This is a genomic window from Mesorhizobium sp. B2-4-3 (assembly GCF_006442815.1).
Lineage (GTDB): Bacteria > Pseudomonadota > Alphaproteobacteria > Rhizobiales > Rhizobiaceae > Mesorhizobium.
The window spans coordinates 169,645-189,231 of record NZ_VFVL01000001.1 but is presented as its reverse complement, the minus strand read 5'-3'; the positions used below and the strand labels follow the sequence as shown (position 1 = coordinate 189,231).

The 19,587-nt window shown below is 63.5% G+C and carries 6 protein-coding genes; 5 read left to right on the top strand and 1 reads right to left on the bottom strand.

What is annotated here, in order from left to right; translation table 11 throughout:
• The first annotated feature begins 721 nt into the window (after positions 1-721).
• The 5 genes from FJ956_RS00830 (at position 722) to FJ956_RS00810 (ending at position 16,907) form a co-directional block, all read left to right on the top strand.
• Entirely contained in the window at positions 722-2,410 is a 1,689-nt protein-coding gene (locus FJ956_RS00830) for a hypothetical protein (RefSeq protein ID WP_246672036.1), read from the top strand.
• 208 nt (positions 2,411-2,618) lie between these two features.
• Entirely contained in the window at positions 2,619-14,057 is an 11,439-nt protein-coding gene (locus FJ956_RS00825) for an autotransporter-associated beta strand repeat-containing protein (RefSeq protein WP_181181039.1), read from the top strand.
• A 679-nt stretch (positions 14,058-14,736) separates the two neighbouring features.
• Positions 14,737-14,946 (top strand): hypothetical protein, encoded by a 210-nt coding sequence (locus tag FJ956_RS00820; protein ID WP_140684034.1) that lies wholly within the window; start codon positions 14,737-14,739, stop codon positions 14,944-14,946.
• Between the two features lie 68 nt (positions 14,947-15,014).
• Positions 15,015-15,773, top strand: a complete 759-nt coding sequence (locus tag FJ956_RS00815; protein ID WP_181170377.1) for an autotransporter outer membrane beta-barrel domain-containing protein — start codon at positions 15,015-15,017, stop codon at positions 15,771-15,773.
• A gap of 567 nt (positions 15,774-16,340) precedes the next feature.
• Positions 16,341-16,907 (top strand): sigma-70 family RNA polymerase sigma factor, encoded by a 567-nt coding sequence (locus FJ956_RS00810; RefSeq protein WP_140684040.1) that lies wholly within the window; start codon positions 16,341-16,343, stop codon positions 16,905-16,907.
• Between the two features lie 98 nt (positions 16,908-17,005).
• Here FJ956_RS00810 and FJ956_RS00805 read toward each other — a convergent pair whose 3' ends face one another.
• Positions 17,006-19,327, bottom strand: a complete 2,322-nt coding sequence (locus FJ956_RS00805; protein ID WP_140684030.1) for an FdhF/YdeP family oxidoreductase — start codon at positions 19,325-19,327, stop codon at positions 17,006-17,008.
• Positions 19,328-19,587: the final 260 nt, after the last annotated feature.

The window sequence follows — 19,587 nt, the reverse complement described above, 5'->3', positions numbered from 1 at the left end:
AGTGCGAACGTCGGCTTTTGAGGCAAACGCTCCGAACGCAGCCATTCAGTTTTCGGCCCATTCCAGCCATTCGTGATGGGGCTATGGACGCCGTGACTGGCGGTGGTGTCTTGGCCAACGGAGAGAATCGCGGCAGCTTAAGAGGCCCCTCTCCCTTGTGGGGACGGACGTGTCGGATTTGCCGTGCTTGTAGGGCTAGAATGCCTCAACATAGAAGGAAGAACTACTCTCCGCCGACTGGCGCCGCAGGAGCGCGCCTGCCCGCGGATGAATATCCGAGCGGTCTATCCGCTGCTCGTCTCTAACCAGCCGTAAGCAAGGAGAGCAGGGAATGCTCTTCGCCGAAGTCTCGGGCGCGAAGCTCGAGTTTCAGGATCGCGAAGAGCGCAAACAGGAATGCCAAGCGTTGGTCGGCAATGAGAGGCGACGGCGTGGGACCGGCAACAAAACTGAAAACATAAGCTGGTTCCCACCGGACGGCTCATTGTCGAGACCAAGATCTGGCAATGGCCAACTCGTATTATACGTCAATGGACTGTGCCCGAAGAGTAGCCGATTGACAAATGCTGGCAGGGTTTCCCGTCTGTAGCTGGCGGAGGGTACGCGCAAGCACCATTGCGGGCACTCGGGCTGGAATGTAACCAACGGACGCCTGCGCTATCGCGCGGACGAGTCGGCTGCGTTAGTTATGAAGATGGATGAGGGATAGATTGGCGCGACATTGAACGCACATGGACGGATTGATTTCTCCGCCGAGGACTGCAGAGCCCAGCTGGCGCGTATTCTGAGCAGCGCGGATTTTCAGGCAACCGATCGCGAGCGTCGGTTCCTCAGCTATGCCGTGGACGAAACCTTGGCGGGGCGCGGCGATCGCATCAAGGCCTATTCAATAGCCGTAGAGGTGTTCGACCGGGGCTCTTCGTTCGACCCGCAGACCGATCCGATCGTGCGTATCACAGCTGGTCACCTTCGCAGGTCGCTTGAACGGTACTACCTGACAGCTGGACTGGCCGATCCCATTCTCATCAGCCTTCCAAAGGGGGGATATGTTGCCGCCTTCTCATCGCACGGCACCGTAGCTCCCACCGCAGAAGAGCCTACGTCCGCGATTGCACGCGAGCACCCGCAGCCGCCGCGCCGGCTGGGTAAGCCTCGGCTCATCGCAGCGCTGGCCGTTCTGGCCGCTGCTGCCGTGGCGCTGGTCTTCTGGTTCGCCTCTTCCCGGCTTTCCCCAAGCGAGCCGGAAACCCCACATTTGCTGGTCGAATGGTTCGACGACATGAACGGCTCGAGCGCGACCACGGCTTTGGCCCGCGGGCTAACGCAGGAGGTCATAAGCCAACTCTCCAAATTCAGCGATATCGTCGTGGTCCAGCCGCTTGGCCAGACGGGGCCGGACATACGCTACGCGCTCGCAGGGGGCGTGGATATGTCTGCCGGGACCTTTCGGGTTCGGGTTCGTATGCTCAACCGCGCAAACGGATCGGTGCTCTGGGCGCATAGCTATGACGGCACGACAACGGTGCCCGAACTTCTGAAGGTCCAAGCCGATATTGCCGCCGATGTCGCCACGAGCCTGGCACAACCATATGGCGCACTATTCGAGGCGGATGCCAAGCGCGCCGTCCCCGATGCTCCCGACGACCAGGCGGCCTATTTCTGCACGCTTTCCTATTATTCGTATCGAGCCGGCTTCAATCCTGAGACACGCCCCGCCGTCCGTTCCTGTCTCGAAAGGGCCGTGGAGCGATTTCCCGGATATGCAACCGCCTGGGCGCTTCTATCGCTGATCTACATCGATGAAGTCCGGTTCTATTTTCCGTTCGGATCCCAGAAATCTGCATCCTTGATCGATCGCGCCCTCGCCGCAGCCGATCGCGCCGTGCAACTGGAACCGACCAACGTCCGGGCCCTTCAGGCGCAGATGATTGCTCTCTATTTCAAGGGGGAAATTGACGCGGCCATCCGAGTGGGGCGCCGTGGCATGACCATCAACCGGAACGACACTGTATTCGTAGGCGAGTACGGGTATCGGCTGGCGCTGTCTGGAAATTGGAAAGAGGGGTGCCCGTTGGTCGCGGAGGCGCGAAATCGCAATCCGGGGCCGCTCGCTTACTACGAGGTGGGGCTGGCTCTCTGCGCTTATTTCAGCCGCGACATAGAGCAGGCGGTCATGTGGATCAGAAAGGCGAATGTTCCCGACAATGCGCTCTATCATGTGATCGCCGCCGCGATCTTTGCCGAAGGGGGCTACACGGCGGATGTCGAGCGCGAGCGTTCCTGGCTCATGGAACATGGGCCGGAACTGGTAGCAAACGTTCGACGGGAAGCGTTGTTGCGGTTCGGCAGTCCGGATGATGCCGAAAGGTTTCTCGTCTCCCTCAAGAAGGCCGGCCTGATGCCCGACTGACGCCTCTTTGCGAGGCGCTTTTGACGATGTTCGATACCGTAAATTACGTTCCATTGCGGCTGCGCTTCCCCATAGATAGCTTGGCGGCGTAAGTACCGGTTTCCATGACTTTTTCCGGTGACCATCGCGCCTAAGTAGGGTGCGAGGGAACATGCGGCAGGATCCAACTGCACAATCTTGTCGCCCGCGAGCGATTCGCGGCGGACGCATGACGAAATGGAAGGGACAAGCGGCCAGCTACGCCCCCCAGGCGGTCGGCCGCTTCGCACGCACCACCCGCGGAATGTTGAGCGAGCTTCCACTGCTGGCGCTGCTCACAGGGCTTGCCACGACAGCCGCTCCGGCAGCCAACCTCTACTGGGACGTCAACAACACATCGCTGAACCGCGGTGGCACTGGCATCTGGAATCTCAGCGATCCGGTCTGGAGCGCCAGCAATGACGGTGTAAGCGGCCCCTATGGTGCCTGGAACAACGGCGCGCTCGACGACGCCTTCCTTGGCGGCACGGCGGGCACCATTACGCTCGGCGCGCCGATCACCGTCCACAACATGACCTTCGAGGTCAGCGGCTACACCGTAACAGGCAGCACGCTCACTCTCGACGGCGTCGACCCCACGCTTTCGGTCACAACCGGTTCGGCGACGATCAACTCGACGATCAACGGCGCGGGCGCAGTGATCAAGGCCGGCGCCGGAACGCTGACGCTGACGGGCAACAACAGCTTCGCCGGCGGCCTCACCGTGAATGCCGGCACCTTGTCCCTCATTGGCAACAACAGCTTCGGCAGCAGCCCCGTGGTCACCGGCGGCGCGCTCTCGCTGACCGGCATCAACAGCTTCGTGGGCGATATCAACGTCAACGGCACGTTAACCGCGAGCGGCGCCGCGGCTCTAGGCGATGTCGGTAACAACATCATCATCTCTGGTGGGGCGCTGAACATCGGCACGACCGGCGGCAGCCTGGCTGGACGCACCGTCACGCTGAGCGGCACGGCAGTCACCCTCTTGGGGGCGGGTATCGGCGGCGCCCATTTCGCCGGCACGGGCGGCCTTTCCGTCAACCCAGGGGTTAACCTGACCGACGATACCAACAACTACACCGGTGCAACCACCTTCGTTGGCGCTGGCAGCTCCACCTTCACCTCGATCGGCAATCTGGGTCAGGCCAGTTCCCTAGGAGCGCCAACCACGGCCGCAGCCGGCACCATCGGCATATCGAATCCAAGCGGAACCGCTGGGACTCGCATCGCCATCTATATCGGTGATGGCGATGTGTCGAACCGCAATTGGGCCCTGACCTCCAACGGCTATCGCGGTACGGGCCTGAGCAACAGCGGCACCGGGACACTAACGCTGACGGGCGCCATTTCGGTGAACAAGACTTCTCTCGCTCAGGCGCCTTCTTTCACGGCGGCAACGGCCGACCTTGAGCTGCTTGGCGTCATCAGCGGAAATAACGTCGTTTTCAACGCGAATGCCGGACAGGTCCTGAGGCTTGGCGATGCCAACACGTTTTCAGTCGGCAGCATCGGCGGCGCGGGAAAGGTGGAAGCGGGCACTCTGGCGAATGCTGGCATCGCCAGTTCGGTAGGAGCGGGAAGTTCGACAGGTGTCAGCGGAACCCTGAGCTATGTCGGGGCGGGCACCAGCACCGACCGCGGCTGGAGCCTCAGCGGCACGCTCAGCAATGACGGGACGGGCGCGCTGGCGTTAAGCGGGAGCATGGGCCTTAGTGGCACCGGCACGCTGGGCGGAAGTTTCACGGGCGCGGACAATTTGGTTTCGGGGGTGATCTCGGGCGCTGGCAACCTGCGCGGCGCAGGAGCCGGAAGCTGGGTCGTTTCGGGCGCGAACACCTATACCGGTCAGACCATCGTCGACAGCGGCACGCTGCGCGCGGGATCGGCCACGGCCTTCGCCGGCTCGAAGACCTTCCAGGTCAACGGCGGCACGCTGGGCCTCAACGGCTTCGACCAGACGCTGACCGCCCTTACCGGCACCGGCGGCACGCTGGCCCTCGGCGCCGCGAAGCTGACGATCGACGGGCCGACGGGCACCACCGCGAGCTTCGGCGGCAGCATCTCCGGCAGCGGCGGGCTCAGCAAAACGGGCAACAGCGTCCAGACGCTGACCGGTGCGAGCACCTATACCGGCGATACGACCATCGGCGGAGGCACGCTGGCTCTCGACTTCAGCGCGGCCGGCGGCCCGACGAGCAATATCGTCGGCAGCGGTTCCGCCCTGGTCATGACCGGCGGCACGCTAAAGGTGACCGGCGCCGCGAACGAAACCGACACGCAGACCTTCGACGGCTTGACGATCAGCGCCGGCAACAACACGATCAGTGCGGTATCCGGCACCGGTGGCAGCCTGACCGTCAATCTCGGCGCCATCACCCGCACCGGCGGGCTGATGAACTTCAACTTGCCGACCAGCGGTAACATCACCACCACCAACACGGCCCTCGGCGGCTGGGCCACAGTCAATGGCACCGACTATGCGAAGGTGGTGGGCGGCAACATCCTCGCCTTCACCGACGCCGATTACACCGACAAGGACAATGCCGCCAACTGGCTGGACAACGAGTTCATCACCGATGTGAATGGCTTCTTCGGCACGGTGACCGGCACCAAGCAGCTGGGCGGGCTGCGCTACACCCAGGCGGTCTCCACCACCGTGACCGTCAGCCCCGGTGAGACGCTGGGCGTGGACGGCACGATCATCGTGGCGCCGACAGTGCTGGGCAACAACCAGCTCATCACCGGCGGCAAGATGACCGGCGCCAATGGCGGCGTGCTGGGAATCCAGCAGAACAGCACCGGCAATTTCACCATCGCTTCGCAGATCGTCGACAACGGTCCGGGCATGGGGTTCACCAAGGCGGGCACGGGACTCGTCACGCTCACCAACACCGCCAACAGCTATACGGGCGCCACCCGCGTCGTGCAGGGCACGTTGGCGGTGGCAAGTATCGGCAATGGCGGCACGGCGAGCAGCATCGGCGCCTCCTCGGCGGATTCGTCCAACTTGGTGCTGGAAGGCAGCACGCTGCGCTATACCGGCACGGGTGATACCAGCGACCGCGGTTTCACCTTCGGCAAGTCGGGCGCCATCCTGGGCGCCGGGATCGAGGTCACCAATGCGAACGCCAATCTCGTCTTTTCAGGTCTCGTCACCAGCGCCGATGGCGCCGACTTCACCAAGAGTGGCGCAGGCACGCTGACGCTCGCCAACTCCAATAACGACTTTACCGGCGCCGTTGCCGTCACCGGCGGCCTGTTGGCTGTGAGCACGTTACCCAACGGCGGGCAAGTCAGCCCGATCGGCCAGAGCAGCAGCGCTCCGGCCAACCTGACGCTGAGCGGCGGCGGCGGGTTGCGCTATACCGGCGTCACCACCACCACCAATCGCGGCTTCACGCTGGGGACCGGCGGCGGCATCGTCGATGTCAGCACGGCCGGCACGACGTTGACGGTCGGCGGCCAGGTGGTGGGCGGCGGCGGCCTCACGAAGAACGGCGCAGGCACGCTGATCCTGACCGCGGCCAATACCTATACCGGCGGCAATACTGTCAACAGCGGCATCCTGCGTGCCGGCGCGGCAAACGTGCTGGGCAACAGCGGACCGATGACGCTCGCCAATACGGCGGGCGTGCTGCTCGACCTGAACAATTTCAACAATGTCATCGGCCCACTGAACGGCGGCGGCGCCAATGGCGGGAATGTGACGCTGGGCTCGGCGATCTTGCAGATCAACGGCGGCAACGGCAGCTATGCGGGCACGATCAGCGGCACCGGCGGCGTCCTGCGCACCGGCGGCGGCACCCAGACCTTCTCCGGCTGCAACAACAGCTACACCGGGTCCACCAACCTGCAGGGCGCCATCAGCACCGACTGCATCCGCAATGGCGGGCAGACCAGCGGCATCGGCGCCTCGGGGAGCGCGCCCACCAATCTGATTTTCACCAACGGCACGCTCACCTACACCGGTGGCACCGTCACCACCGACCGTGGTTTCCAGTTGGCGGGCGGAACCGGTACCATTGGCATATCCAACGCCACCACTACGATGACCTTCACCGGCAATGTCATCGGGGCAGGCAGCCTCGCCAAGGCCGGCCCCGGCACGCTGATCCTGTCCGGCACCAACACCTCGACGGGAAATACCACGGTGTCGGGCGGTACCTTGCGCGCGGCGACGACCAATGCCTTTGGCCCGCAGGGCGTCATGACCCTGAACAACACGGCCGGCGTACTGCTTGACCTCGACGGTTACGACACGGTGGTGAGCGGCCTTAACGGCGGCGGCACCATCGGCGGGAACGTCAGCCTGGGCAATGCGACGCTGACGATCAACAGCCTCGGCAACTACACTTATGCCGGCGCCATCAGCGGCACCGGCGGGCTGATCAAGAACGGCGCCAATAGCCAGGCGCTCTCCGGCTGCAACAGCAGCTATAGCGGCAGCACCGTGATCAATGCCGGCACGCTCCAGGTCACCTGCCTGACGAACGGAGGCGTCAATAGCTCGATCGGCGCATCGTCTTCCAGCCCGGCGAACCTAGTGATCGGCAACGGCGCTACCCTGCAATATGTTGGCGCGGCCACCACGACGGACCGGCAGTTCACGCTGGGCGCGGGCGGCGCCACGCTCGATTCTTCCGGCACCGGCGCCATACAGTTCACCTACGGCGGCCCGGTAACCCTCGCCGGCAATGCCACACGCACGTTGACCTTGGCTGGCACCAATACCGGCACCAATGTCCTGGCTGCACGGCTGGACGACAACGTCGCCGGCCTCACCTCGCTCGCCAAGACCGGCACCGGCACCTGGCGCCTGACCAATCAGGCCAGCACTTATACCGGCGCGACCACCATCGGCGGCGGCATATTGATCGTCGACAAGCTGGCCGATGGCGGCATGGCCAGCAGCATCGGTGCGTCCTCCAACGCTGCCGGCAACCTGGTGATCGGCAAGGATTCGACGTTGCGTTATGTCGGCACGGGCGACACGACCGACCGTCAATTCACGCTCGATACCGGCGTGACCTATATCCAGTCCTCGGGAACCGGCGCGCTCGTCTTCGCGAACACCGGGACGGTCGGCCTGACCGGCACCAACGCGACACGCACGATTGCTCTGGGCGGCACCAATACCGGCCTCAACACGATGGGTGGCGCCATCGGCGACAACGGCACCGGCGCCACGACGCTCGCCAAGAACGACAGCGGCACCTGGGTTCTCACCGGCAACAACAGTTATTCGGGCAACACCGTCATCAACGACGGCAATCTGATGGTCGGCAACGGCGGCACGACCGGCAATGCAGGTGTCGGCAATGTCATCGTCAATTCGTCAACGTCCACCCTGTCCCTCAATCGCAGCGACACCTTCACCTTCAGCGGCACGCTGAGCGGGCCTGGCACCTTGGCGCAGATCGGTACGGGCACAAGCGTGCTGACATCGCCCAACAATGCGATTGGCGCGACCACTATCAGCGCCGGCACATTGCAGGTGGCTGGCGGCCTGCAAACGCCGACCATCGCCATGACCGGCAGTTCCACTTTGACCGTCGGCGGCACGGTCCAGGCTGCGGGGCCAGCCCAGACAGCCATCACCGGCGATATTGGTAACAGCACCATCAACATCAACGCTGGCGGTATTCTCCGCGCGACAGGCGACCTTGGCGGCGGCAGCGATACCGTCAATCTGGCCGGCATGCTGAACACCGGCGCCGGGGCGCTCAACCTTGGTGCCGGCAACGACACGCTGACGCTCCAGGACGGCGGGGCCGTCGCTGGGACGGTCAATGCCGGCACCGGCGGCGAGACCGGCGCGGGCGACACGCTGCAGGTGAATACCATCGCGGGCCGCATCCTGGACAGCAGCAACGTGACGGGCTTCGAAACCCTGGACAAGCAGGGCTCCGGTACGCTGGTACTGACCGGCAATCACAGCTACAGCGCCGGCACGATGATTTCGGGGGGGACGCTGCAAGTCGGCAACGGCGCCATCGCCGGTGCGCTGGCGACACCGACCGTGACGAACAACGGCGTTCTGGCCTTCAACCTGACCAGCAATTACAGTTTCGGGGCTGCGATCTCCGGCAGCGGCGGCGTGACCCAGCTCGGCACCGGCATCACGACGCTGACCGGCAACAACGGCTATACCGGCACGACCAATGTCAACGCCGGCACGCTGCTCGTCAACGGCAACCAGTCGGGCGCGACGGGACAGACCAATGTCGCGAGCGGCGCGACGCTGGGCGGCACAGGCACGATCGGCGGCAGCGTCACGGTGGCGGACGGCGGCATGCTGAGCCCCGGCGGCGCCGGCAACGCCCCGGGCACGCTGACCATCAATGGCGATCTTGCGTTGGGGAACTCCAACCTCAACGTCAATTTCGGTCAGGCCGATACAGTCGGCGGTCCGCTCAACGACCTCGTCGATGTCGCCGGCAATCTCACGCTCGACGGCACGCTCAATGTCACGCAGACGCCGGGCGGCAATTTCGGCCCCGGCGTCTATCGCATCTTCAACTACGGCGGCTCGCTGACAAACAACGGGCTCAACGTCACCTCGCCCGACTATTTCGTGCAGACCTCGGTCGCCAGCCAGGTCAACCTCGTCAATTCGGCGGGGCTGCAGCTCAGCTTTTGGGACGGCAATGCCGGCTCCCACTCCAATGGTGTGGTGGATGGCGGTAGTGGCACCTGGCGCGCCGCGGGCGACCAGAACTGGACCGACGCCACCGGCACTTTCGCCGCGCCCTTCGCCAATGCCAGCTTCGCCATCTTCCAGGGTGCTGCCGGGACGGTCACGGTCGACAACACCAACGGGCAGGTGCAGGCGGCGGGCATGCAGTTCGCCGCCGGCGGCTATCTCATCCAGGGCGGCGACGTCGCTTTGGTCGGGCCGCAATCGACCATCCGCGTCGGTGACGGCACGGCGGCGAGCGCGACCTATGTGGCGACAATCAGCTCGAACCTCACCGGCAACAGCCAGCTACTGAAGACGGACCTCGGCACGCTGGTGCTGTCCGGCACCAACAGTTACAACGGCGGCACGGCGATCAATGGCGGCACGGTTCAGATCGCGGCGGACAACAATCTCGGCGACGCGTCCGGCGGCCTTTCGCTGAACGGCGGCACGCTGCACACGACGGCCGATATCACGTCTGCCCGCGCCGTGACGCTCAATGCCGGCGGCGGCACCTTCGACACCGACGGCGCGACCAGCCTGGCGCTCACCAACACGGTGAGCGGTTCCGGGGCCTTGACCAAGGAGGGCGGCGGCACGCTCGTGCTCAGCGGCGCCAACAGCTATCAGGGCGGCACCGTCATCAATGGCGGCACCGTCCAGATCACGGCCGATGCCAATCTCGGCAATGCGGCCGGCAAGGTCACCTTCGATGGCGGCACGTTGCATGTGACCGGGTCAGGCCTGACGTCCGCTCGAGACGCAACGCTCAACGCCGGTGGCGGTACGATCGCCGTTGACAACTTCGTGGAATGGGCCGGCACCATAGGCGGGACCGGCGCACTCACGGCGGGCGGTCCTGGATTCCTCGCCCTCAGCGGCGACAACACCTATACCGGTGGCACGACCATTGCGAGCGGGGTTCTGCAGCTTGGTACCGGAGGCACCACGGGCTCGATCCAGGGCGATGTCGTCGACAACGGCAATCTGGGCTTCGATCGCTCCGACACCTATAGCTTCGACGGCCTGATCTCGGGCACGGGGGAGGTCACACAGGTGGGCACCGGCACTACGGTGCTCACAGCCGACAACACCTATGCGGGCACGACGTCGGTATTTGCCGGCTCTCTCTACATCGACGGCGATCAGAGCGCCGCGACAGGCCTGACGTCCGTCAACGCAGGCACGCTGGGCGGCAATGGCATAATCGGCGGCGACGTAAGCTTGGGGCCAGGCGCTACGCTGGCCCCTGGCAGTGTCGGCATTACCCCCGGCATGCTCACCATCAACGGCAACCTCGAACTGGCCGACGGCTCGAACCTCGATTACTCGTTCGGCCAGGCTGGCGTCGTTGGTGGCGCCTACAATGACCTCACGGTCGTGCACGGCAATCTGGCGCTCGACGGCACGATCAACGTCACCGAAGCCTCCGGCGGCAATTTCGGCCCGGGCATCTATCGCGTCATCAGCTATGACGGGATGCTCAACGATCAGGGTCTCGACACCTCATCGAGCGACTACAGCGTGCAGACCTCGATCGCGCATCAGGTCAATCTCGTAAACACCTCCGGCGTGCTGCTCAACTTCTGGGACGGCGCAGCCGGGCCGAAAGGCGACGGAACGATCAACGGCGGTGACGGCGTCTGGCAGAATTCCGCCGGGAACGACAACTGGACCAATAATGACGGGACGCTCAACGCTCCCTACCAGGATGGCGTCTTCGCCATCTTCGCGGGCGCTGCCGGTACGGTCGACGTCGACGACAGCCTGGGAGACATTCACTCCACCGGCATGCAATTTGCGACCGGCGGCTACACGATCCAGGGCGGCGGCATCGCGCTCGACGGACCGCAGGCGACGATCCGCGTCGGCGACGGCACGCTGGTCGGCGCTGCCCATGTGGCAACCGTTACTTCGAACCTCACCGGCGCCAGCCAGCTGACGAAGACCGACCTCGGCACGCTCGTGCTCGGCGGCACCAACAGCTACACCGGCGGCACCGCCATTCATGGCGGCACGCTGCAGGTTTCGGCCGATGCCAATCTTGGCGACGCGACCGGCGGCGTGAGCCTGGACGACGGCACGACGCTTGAGACCACCGCGGCCTTCACCTTGTCGCGCGATATTGGCCTGACCTCGGGCACCGGCACGCTCCAGACCGACGCCGACCTTACCCTATCGGGCCAGGCCACCGGCGCCGGCGGCCTCAACAAGACCGGCGCCGGCGCGCTCACCCTCACCGGTGCGAACAGCTACGCAGGGTCAACCACGGTCACGGCCGGCGGCCTCTATGTCGATGGCGACAGCAGCGCGGTCGCCGGTTTGGTCGCCGTCGGAAGCGGCGCGACCATCGGCGGCAAGGGTGTCATCGGCGGCGATGTAACGGTTGCCGATGGCGCAACCCTGTCTCCGGGATCGGCCGACGGCACGCCGGGCACGCTCGCGATCGCCGGCAATCTCAACCTGTCCGGCGGCTCGGTCCTCAACTATTCGTTTGGCGAGGCGGGTGTCGCCGGCGGGGCGCTCAACGACCTGACCACGGTCGGCGGCAATCTCGTGCTCGACGGCACGCTCAACGTCAGCGCGAGCGCCGGCGGTACCTTCGGGCCAGGCGTCTATCGCGTCTTCAGCTATGACGGCACGCTGACCAACAACGGGCTTGTGGTCGGGACGATCCCGTCGTCGGGCTATTCGATCCAGACCTCGATCGACCACCAGGTGAACCTCGTCAACACGGAAGGGCTCACCTTCAACTACTGGGACGGCAATGCCGGTCCGAAGAACAACGGCGCGGTCAATGGCGGCGACGGCGTCTGGCAGTCGGCCGCCGGCAACGACAATTGGGCAAATGAGACGGGTACGGCCAATGCCGGCTTCGCCGACGCCTCCTTTGCGATCTTCGCGGGCCAGGCGGGAACGGTGACGGTGGACAACGGTCTCGGCCAGGTGGCTGCATCGGGCATGCAGTTCATGACCGACGGTTACGTCGTCAAAGGCGACGGGATCGAGCTTGTCGGCCCGTCGAGCAGCATCGTCGTCGGCGACGGCACGGCGGCGGGCGCAGGGATGACCGCAACGATCGCCTCGGCTCTCTCGGGCGACGCGCAACTGGTAAAGTCGGATCGCGGCACGCTGGTCCTGACCGGCACCAACAGCTATACGGGCGGCACCGCGGTCAATGGCGGCACGTTGCAGGTCTCACAGGACGCCAATCTGGGCGATGCCGCCGGCGCGCTCAGCTTCGATGGCGGCACGCTCAGCACGACCGACAGCTTCGCCACCTCGCGTGCGGTCAACGTGATGAGCTCGGGCACGATCTCGACCGCCGCCGATACGACCTTGACCCTGAACGGGGCATTGACCGGGTCGGGTGCGTTCAACAAAGCAGGAGATGGAAAGCTTGTTCTGGCGGCGGGAGGCTCGACCTTCTCGGGTCCCACCTCTGTCCAGCAGGGCACGCTGGCCGCGGGCGCGGCGGACATGCTTGGTTCCGGCTCGGCATTCGCCGTCGCTTCCGGCGCGACGCTCGATCTCGGTGGCTTCAACCAGGCCGTCGCCTCACTCAACAACAGCGGCTCGGTGCGTCTCAATGGCGCGCCCGGCACGACGCTGACCATCAATGGCGACTACACCGGCGCCGGCGGCACCATCTTCCTCAATGCCGCGCTCGATGGCGATGCTTCGACCGCCGACAAGCTGGTTGTGCATGGCAGCACCTCCGGCACCGGGATCCTTGCGGTCACCAATGTCGGCGGGGCAGGGGTACAAACGGTCGAAGGCATCAAGGTCGTCGATGTCGATGGCATCTCGGGCGGTAGCTTCACGCTCGCCGGTGACTATGTCTTCCAGGGCGATCAGGCCGTGGTCAGCGGCGCCTATGCCTATCGGCTTTACCAGAATGGCGTGAGCACACCGGCCGACGGCGACTGGTATCTCCGCTCGGCGCTGATCAACAATCCGCTCTATTCGCCGGCCGTGCCGATCTATGAGGCCTATCCCGGCGTGCTGCAGAGCCTCAACGAGCTCGGCACCCTGCAGCAGCGCGTCGGCAACCGCTCGTGGACCGGTGCAAGCCAGGGCGCCGACGAGATCGGCAGCGTCCCGGCCCAGAGCGCGATCTGGGCCCGCATCGAGGGGGCGCATACAAGGCAGAGCCCGCAGAGCGCGACCACCGTCTCCGACTATGACGTGACCACGTGGAAGCTGCAGTCCGGCATCGACGGGCTGCTTTACGAGGATGCCACCGGCATTCTGCTTGGCGGCCTCACCTTCCATTACGGGACGGCGTCTTCCGGTATCTCCTCGATCTACGGCGTCGGCTCCGTCCAGGCCACCGGCTACGGCTTCGGCGGCACGCTGACCTGGTATGGCGACAACGGCTTCTACACCGACGCCCAGGGCGAGGTGACCTGGTATGACAGCAACCTGAAGTCCGCCACGCTGGGGACCGATCTCGCCAAGGGCAACAACGGGTTTGGCTATGCGCTGAGCATCGAGGCCGGCCAGAAGATCGCGCTGCAGGGCAAGTGGACGCTGACGCCGCAGGCCCAGCTCTCTTATTCCGCGGTGCGCTTCAACAGCTTCACCGATCCCTTTGACGCGGCGGTGTCGCTGAGCGGCAGCGATGTCCTGACCGGCCGCGCCGGCCTGTCGCTGGACTATGAGGACGCCTGGACCGGCGCTCAGGGAAAGGTGAGCCGCTCGCATCTCTATGGCATCGCCAACCTCTACTACGACTTCCTCGACGGCAACGATGTCGACGTATCGGGTACGGCCTTCCACGAGCACGACCAGCCGCTCTGGGGTGGCCTGGGTGTCGGCGGATCGCTCTCCTGGGCCGACGAACGCTACATGGTCTTCGGCGAGGCCTTCGCCAAATCGAGCTTGAAGAACTTCGGCGACAGCCGGACAATCGGTGCAAAGCTCGGCTTCAGCGTGAAGTGGTAAGCGGCGCATATCGAAGAGTAGGGTCGGTTTTCGCCCCTGGCGATGGTGACTTGAGTGCAATCGTCACGAGTTCGTCACCGGCGTCTTCTGAATCTGCGCGGTAACGGGTGGCTATCCTGCGGAGGGCACCCAGCACTTTTGCGACGGATGGTCCCGTCAGTATGGCTTCGGGCGACACAGGCTGACCTCGTGGCTTACTGATCTTCAAGCTCCGCACGTTAACTTTTGTTGGCGCGCAAACGTCTGTTTCGGTGCAGCATCCTGTCGCTCATCTTGGCGGGATGAGCGGTCAAACTCTCCCGCTAGCTGACGTTACGACAATGCGCAACCGACCTTCAACGTTTTGAGAGATCAATAGGTATCGACGGGTTCTTTGCTGCAGGGACATTCCGCAATGGGGGTGTTCGAACTAATGGCACGCCTCCTGGCGGAGCATGTCATGTCGTCGTAAGGATATCCCACGAGAGCCCGTCGCCGCTCCACGGTTGTCCGACGACAAAATTGCCAGCCATGCTGTTAGCAAGGATGCGCCTGGGCTGCCTATCGTTCCGCATCTGGCGAAGGTCGTGAGGAGCGGCTGTTTGGGGCGCGTGCTCCCGAAGGGCCCTAATAATCCCTTGACTTAGAGGTCCCCCGGTATTTTCTTTTTCGTCGTGGGAGAGCTTAGCAGGCGGCTGCCATGCGTAGAGACACCTTCAGTCCGGAGGAAGTTGCGCTTCTAGGGCGCGTGTTTGATTGTTGCAAAGCTTTCAAGGACAGTGAGGCCCAGCGAGAAATGCTGGCCCTGCGCATCATCTCCCAATACCGCGCCGGCGTTACAAACGAGGCGAAATTAATTGAAATCTGTCGAGAGTTCAGCGCTGCGGATCTCGCCAGGAAACCTCACTAATTGGCATTCTTCCACAATTCGCATGATCGAAGTCGTTGAATATCGCCAGTGACGGGGAAGGCTCCCGTTTGGCGGGCGGGCTCTCCTTCAACGGCGGCACGCTCAACACCACCGCCAGCTTCGCCAGCGACCGCACCGTCGACGTTCTCGGCCAAGGCACGATCTCGACCGACGCCGATACCACCTTGACCCTGAACGGGGCATTGACCGGATTGGGCGCGTTCAGCAAAGCAGGAGACGGAACGCTTGTCCTAACATCCGCTGGTTCGACCTTCTCGGGACCCACCTCTGTCCAGCAGGGCACGCTGGCCGCGGCCGCGGCAGACACGTTCAGCTCGGGTTCGGCCTTCACCGTCGCTTCCAGCGGCACGCTTGACCTTGCCGGCTTCGACCAGACGGTGGCCTCGCTCAACAACAACGGCGCGGTGCGGCTCGGTGCTGCGGCACCCGGCACGGTGCTTACGGTGAAGGTGAGCGGCGACTATGTCGGCAATGGCGGCAAGATCCTCATCAATGCCGCGCTGGACGGCGATGCGTCTGCCACCGACAGGCTGGTGGTGCATGGCAACACCTTCGGCACCGGCGTCCTTGCGGTCACCAATGTCGGCGGCGCGGGCGCGCAGACCAGCGAAGGCATCAAGATCGTCGACATCGACGGCAGCTCGGCCGGCACCTTCGCGCTTGCCGGCGACTATGTCTTCGAGGGCGACCAGGCCGTGGTCGACTGCGCCGCCATCCTGGCGGAAAATCTCAAGGAGGAGAAAGCGGCGGACGACAAGCTGTCGGAGATTGCCGAGAGGAAGGTCAACGCCATGGCGCCAGAATGACTTGGGCTTCAGGCTCAATGCGGCCGCCAAGCACATGGGAGTTTCTAAGGCAAGTAAAGGGAACTTCGTTGTCGGTTACGGCGGCTGCGTTAGCATATGTTATGAGTAGGTCCTTCCGTCGACACAGCATAATACCGCCAGCGTCTCAAACTGCTGCCCCCAAGCGGTCGACGCTGGATCAGGAACTGGCCGCCGCATTTGAGACCATTGCCGACGAACCAACTTCTCGACGGCTGTCTGAACTGGCTCGCGAGCTCGAAGCGGCCGCGCAACTGAAAGTCAAGAACGCCGACGGCAAGCTGCATTGACGCATCGCCGTTCGTATTGCTGTGGTGCCGGCGGCGTCCTTCCGGTCACCCAAGACAGCACATTTCGCGGTCGGTTTCGGACGTGAGCTGAAGCCGGAGCCGAAGATCCGGCCGCTGCCCCGAGCAAAAGACGACACGCGAAATTATGACCGGAAATGAGCATCAATTGTTGAGGCGACAGGAACCTCCATGCTCGCAGCGCATTAGCTTTCTGGCTATCCAATCCAAACGGTTCCCTGCGGAGGCATTTTTGCGGCCGATGAATTCCGGCTCGTCGGCCCTCCAAAATGAAGCGACGATCGTCGACCTGATCCCGGCTTTGAGAGCTTTCGCGCGTACCTTCTGCAGGGACAAGACTGACGCCGACGATCTTGTACAAGAAACCCTGCTCAAGGGGATAGCGCATATCGATCAGTTCGAACCTAGCACCCGGATCAAGTCATGGCTGTTCACGATCATGCGCAATACCTTCTATACGAAGCACAAGGTCTATACGCGCGAGGCGCCGGGAGTGAATGATTGCGCATCGGGCCGTTCAATCACCTATGGTGACCAGGAATGGCATCTTCGTAGCCAGGAGGTTCACGGCGCTATCGGCAAGCTGCCTCCCCAGCAGCGGGAGGTCTTGGTGCTGATCGCCATCCTCGGCGTAAGTTATGAGGAGACAGCGAGCATTTGCGGCTGCGCTATCGGTACCATCAAAAGTCGGTTGAACCGTGCACGAATGTCATTGCTTGAAGACCTGGGGGAGGCGTCTTCAGCCGCAGCTGTGGACCCTTGCGCGAATGTCCCGTTGCCTTTTGGTCAATCGCCAAGTCGGCGCTAGACCGTGATGGCGTCTCGTTGGATCGCCATCACGGTCTAACTCTTCGTTGGAGCATGATCTCTCTTCGAAAGCCGGTTCCCACTTTTCGGGACCATGCTCTAACGAGATGGCGCCGATTTAGTCGTCATCACGCGGACCGGCACTGATTTTGCCGCCGGCACATGTGCCTTTTCGGCTCGGTGCCATAGCGGAATGAGCGGATTGAGCTCGGGATAATAGCCGGCGCAATTGCCGCGTGGAATTGAATAGGGAATGACGCGCAATCCGTGCACACGGCGCTCGACATCGTCGCCCGCCGCGGATTCCAGATCGATCTCCTGTCCGTCATGGAGTCCCAGCCGTTCGATATCGTGCTCGTTCATGAGCACCACCATCCGCGTCCCGTTGATGCCGCGAAGGCGATCCCGATAGCCGTAGATGGTCGTGTTGAACTGATCATTGGAGCGAACCGTGATCAGCGTCAGCACGTCCGATTGCGAGACGTCGATGTCCGGGTCCGTTTCCAGCATCGTCGGCGGCTTGAAGTTGGCCTTCTTGTTGGGGGTCAGCCACACCCGCCTCGAAGCCTTGATGTCGCGATGAAACCCGCCCGGTACCAGGAAGCGCTTGTTGAAGTCCCTGAAGTGGTCCGGATAGCAACGTTCGATCTCGTCCCGCACGCGCGCATAGTCAGCCACCCATTCATCCCACGGAATTGAGCTCTTGCCGGCAACTGTCGCTTTGGCGAGCTCAGCGACGATCTTTGGCTCGGAGAGCAGGTTGGATCCGGCCGGCGGGCGATAGCCGAAGGAGCCATGGATGCAGGCGGTGGAATCCTCCACGGAGACATGCTGCTCGCCGGTCTCCTGCAGGTCCTGCTCGATGCGCGAAAGGCAGGGCAGCAAATAGGTGACGGCTCCCGGGATCAGGTGGCTGCGGTTGAGCTTCGTGGCGATCTGGACATGCAATCTCAGGTGTCGCCAGGCGTCTTCGACAAGCCCGGTTTCCGGAACGGCCCGCACGAAATTGCCGCCCAATCCAATGAACGCCCTCACCGAGCCGTCGATCACGCCTTCGCATGTCTCGACGGTGTCGCGCCCTTTCTCGCGTGGCGGTTCGAACCGATAAAATTCGGCAAACTTGTCGAGCGGCACCAGCTCGGGTTTTTCAGAGATGCCGACGGTTCTTTGGCCTTGGACATTGGAGTGGCCGCGAAGCGGGGACACGCCGGCGCCTGGTTTGCCGATATTGCCGCGCATCAGGAGCAGGTTGCAAAGCATATGGACGTTCTCGGTCCCGTGCCGGTGCTGCGTCAGGCCCATACCGTAGTTGCCGATGACCGCGGAAGCCTTGCTGTAGACATCCGCTATATGCTCGAGGTCGGCGCGCGCGATGCCCGAACGCATCTCGACCTTTTCCCATGGTGTGCGGCGCAGATAGGCCTCGAACGCGTCGAAGCCATGCGTGTGTTCTTCGATGAATGCCATGTCGAGGACGCGCGGCGCGCCACTCTGCCTCGCCGCGTCGTCGAGCGCGAGAACGGCTTTCGCAATGCCGGTGATGGCGGCGATGTCGCCGCCGCCGCGGATCTGGAAGAAGTCGCTGGACATCTTGGTGCCGGCGCCTGGCGAAAGCATTTCAACCGGGTTTTGCGGATTCTTGAAACGCTTCAGGCCACGCTCCGGCAGCGGATTGAAGGTGATGACGGGTATGCCGCGCTGGCGCGCCTCCTCGATCGGGTGAAGCAATCGCGGCGCGGTCACGCCGGTGTTGTGGCCGAAGAAGAACATCAGGTCACAATGGCTGAAATCCTCCAACTGAACGGTGCCGACCGGCGAGCCGATCGACTCCGGCAGACCGACCGAGGTCGACTCGTGGCACATGTTCGAAGAGTCCGGCAGATTGCCCGAGCCGTAGGTGCGCGCGAAAAGCTGATACATGAACGATGCCTCGAGCGAGGCGCGGCCCGAGGTGTAGAACACGGCCGATTTCGGGTCGAGCTTCCTGAGCTCTTCGCCGATATCCCGGAAGGCGGTCTCCCACGAGACCGGCTCATATTTGTCGGTGACCTCGTTGTAGCGCATCGGCTCAAGCAACCGACCCTGCTTTTCCAGATCGTGATCGGGCCAGTCGAGCAGCTCGTTGACGGAATGCGCCGCGAAGAACTCCGGGCCGCAACGCCGTTTCGTCTGGTCCCATATCGTAGCCTTGGCGCCGTTCTCGCAAAACTCGAACGGCCGGGGCTCGGCGGGCTTCGCCCAGGAGCAGGAGACGCACATATAGCCGTCCGCCTTGTTCTGCTTGAGCAACGTGCTCCAGATGCCGGACGTCAGCAGACCTTCTGCGCGAGCCTTGCGGATCAGCGATCTGAGGGATCCCCATCCACCGGTCGGGTGGTTGTATTTGCGAATTTCGATATGGTTGGTGGTGGAGGGGTTCATGGTGGAGCTCGATTGGCTATCGCTTTGATCTCCAACCCCTCTGACGCCGCTATGTTCCAGCGCCGGCGAACGCGGCGGCAGAGTTTCGATCTGGGCGAGATGGCCTGCCAAACCGCGTCAGGCGTGCTCAAGCCATCGACAGCGGTCCGCGGATCGTTTGGCGTGCCGGCCGGAACATTTGAACCCTTCACTGGTTAGCGCACATGCCAGCAACATCCTCGTTGCTGGAGCGGCACCTTCGATCCGGGAAGGGAGGAGCA

What these genes read in the sequence shown, in the direction of transcription:
- FJ956_RS00825 (WP_181181039.1), top strand. Translation starts at nt 2,619, where the DNA reads ATGACGAAATGGAAGGGACAAGCGGCCAGCTACGCCCCCCAGGCGGTC.
- FJ956_RS00820 (WP_140684034.1), top strand. Translation starts at nt 14,737, where the DNA reads ATGCGTAGAGACACCTTCAGTCCGGAGGAAGTTGCGCTTCTAGGGCGC.
- FJ956_RS00810 (WP_140684040.1), top strand. Translation starts at nt 16,341, where the DNA reads ATGAATTCCGGCTCGTCGGCCCTCCAAAATGAAGCGACGATCGTCGAC.
- FJ956_RS00805 (WP_140684030.1), bottom strand. Translation starts at nt 19,327, where the DNA reads ATGAACCCCTCCACCACCAACCATATCGAAATTCGCAAATACAACCAC.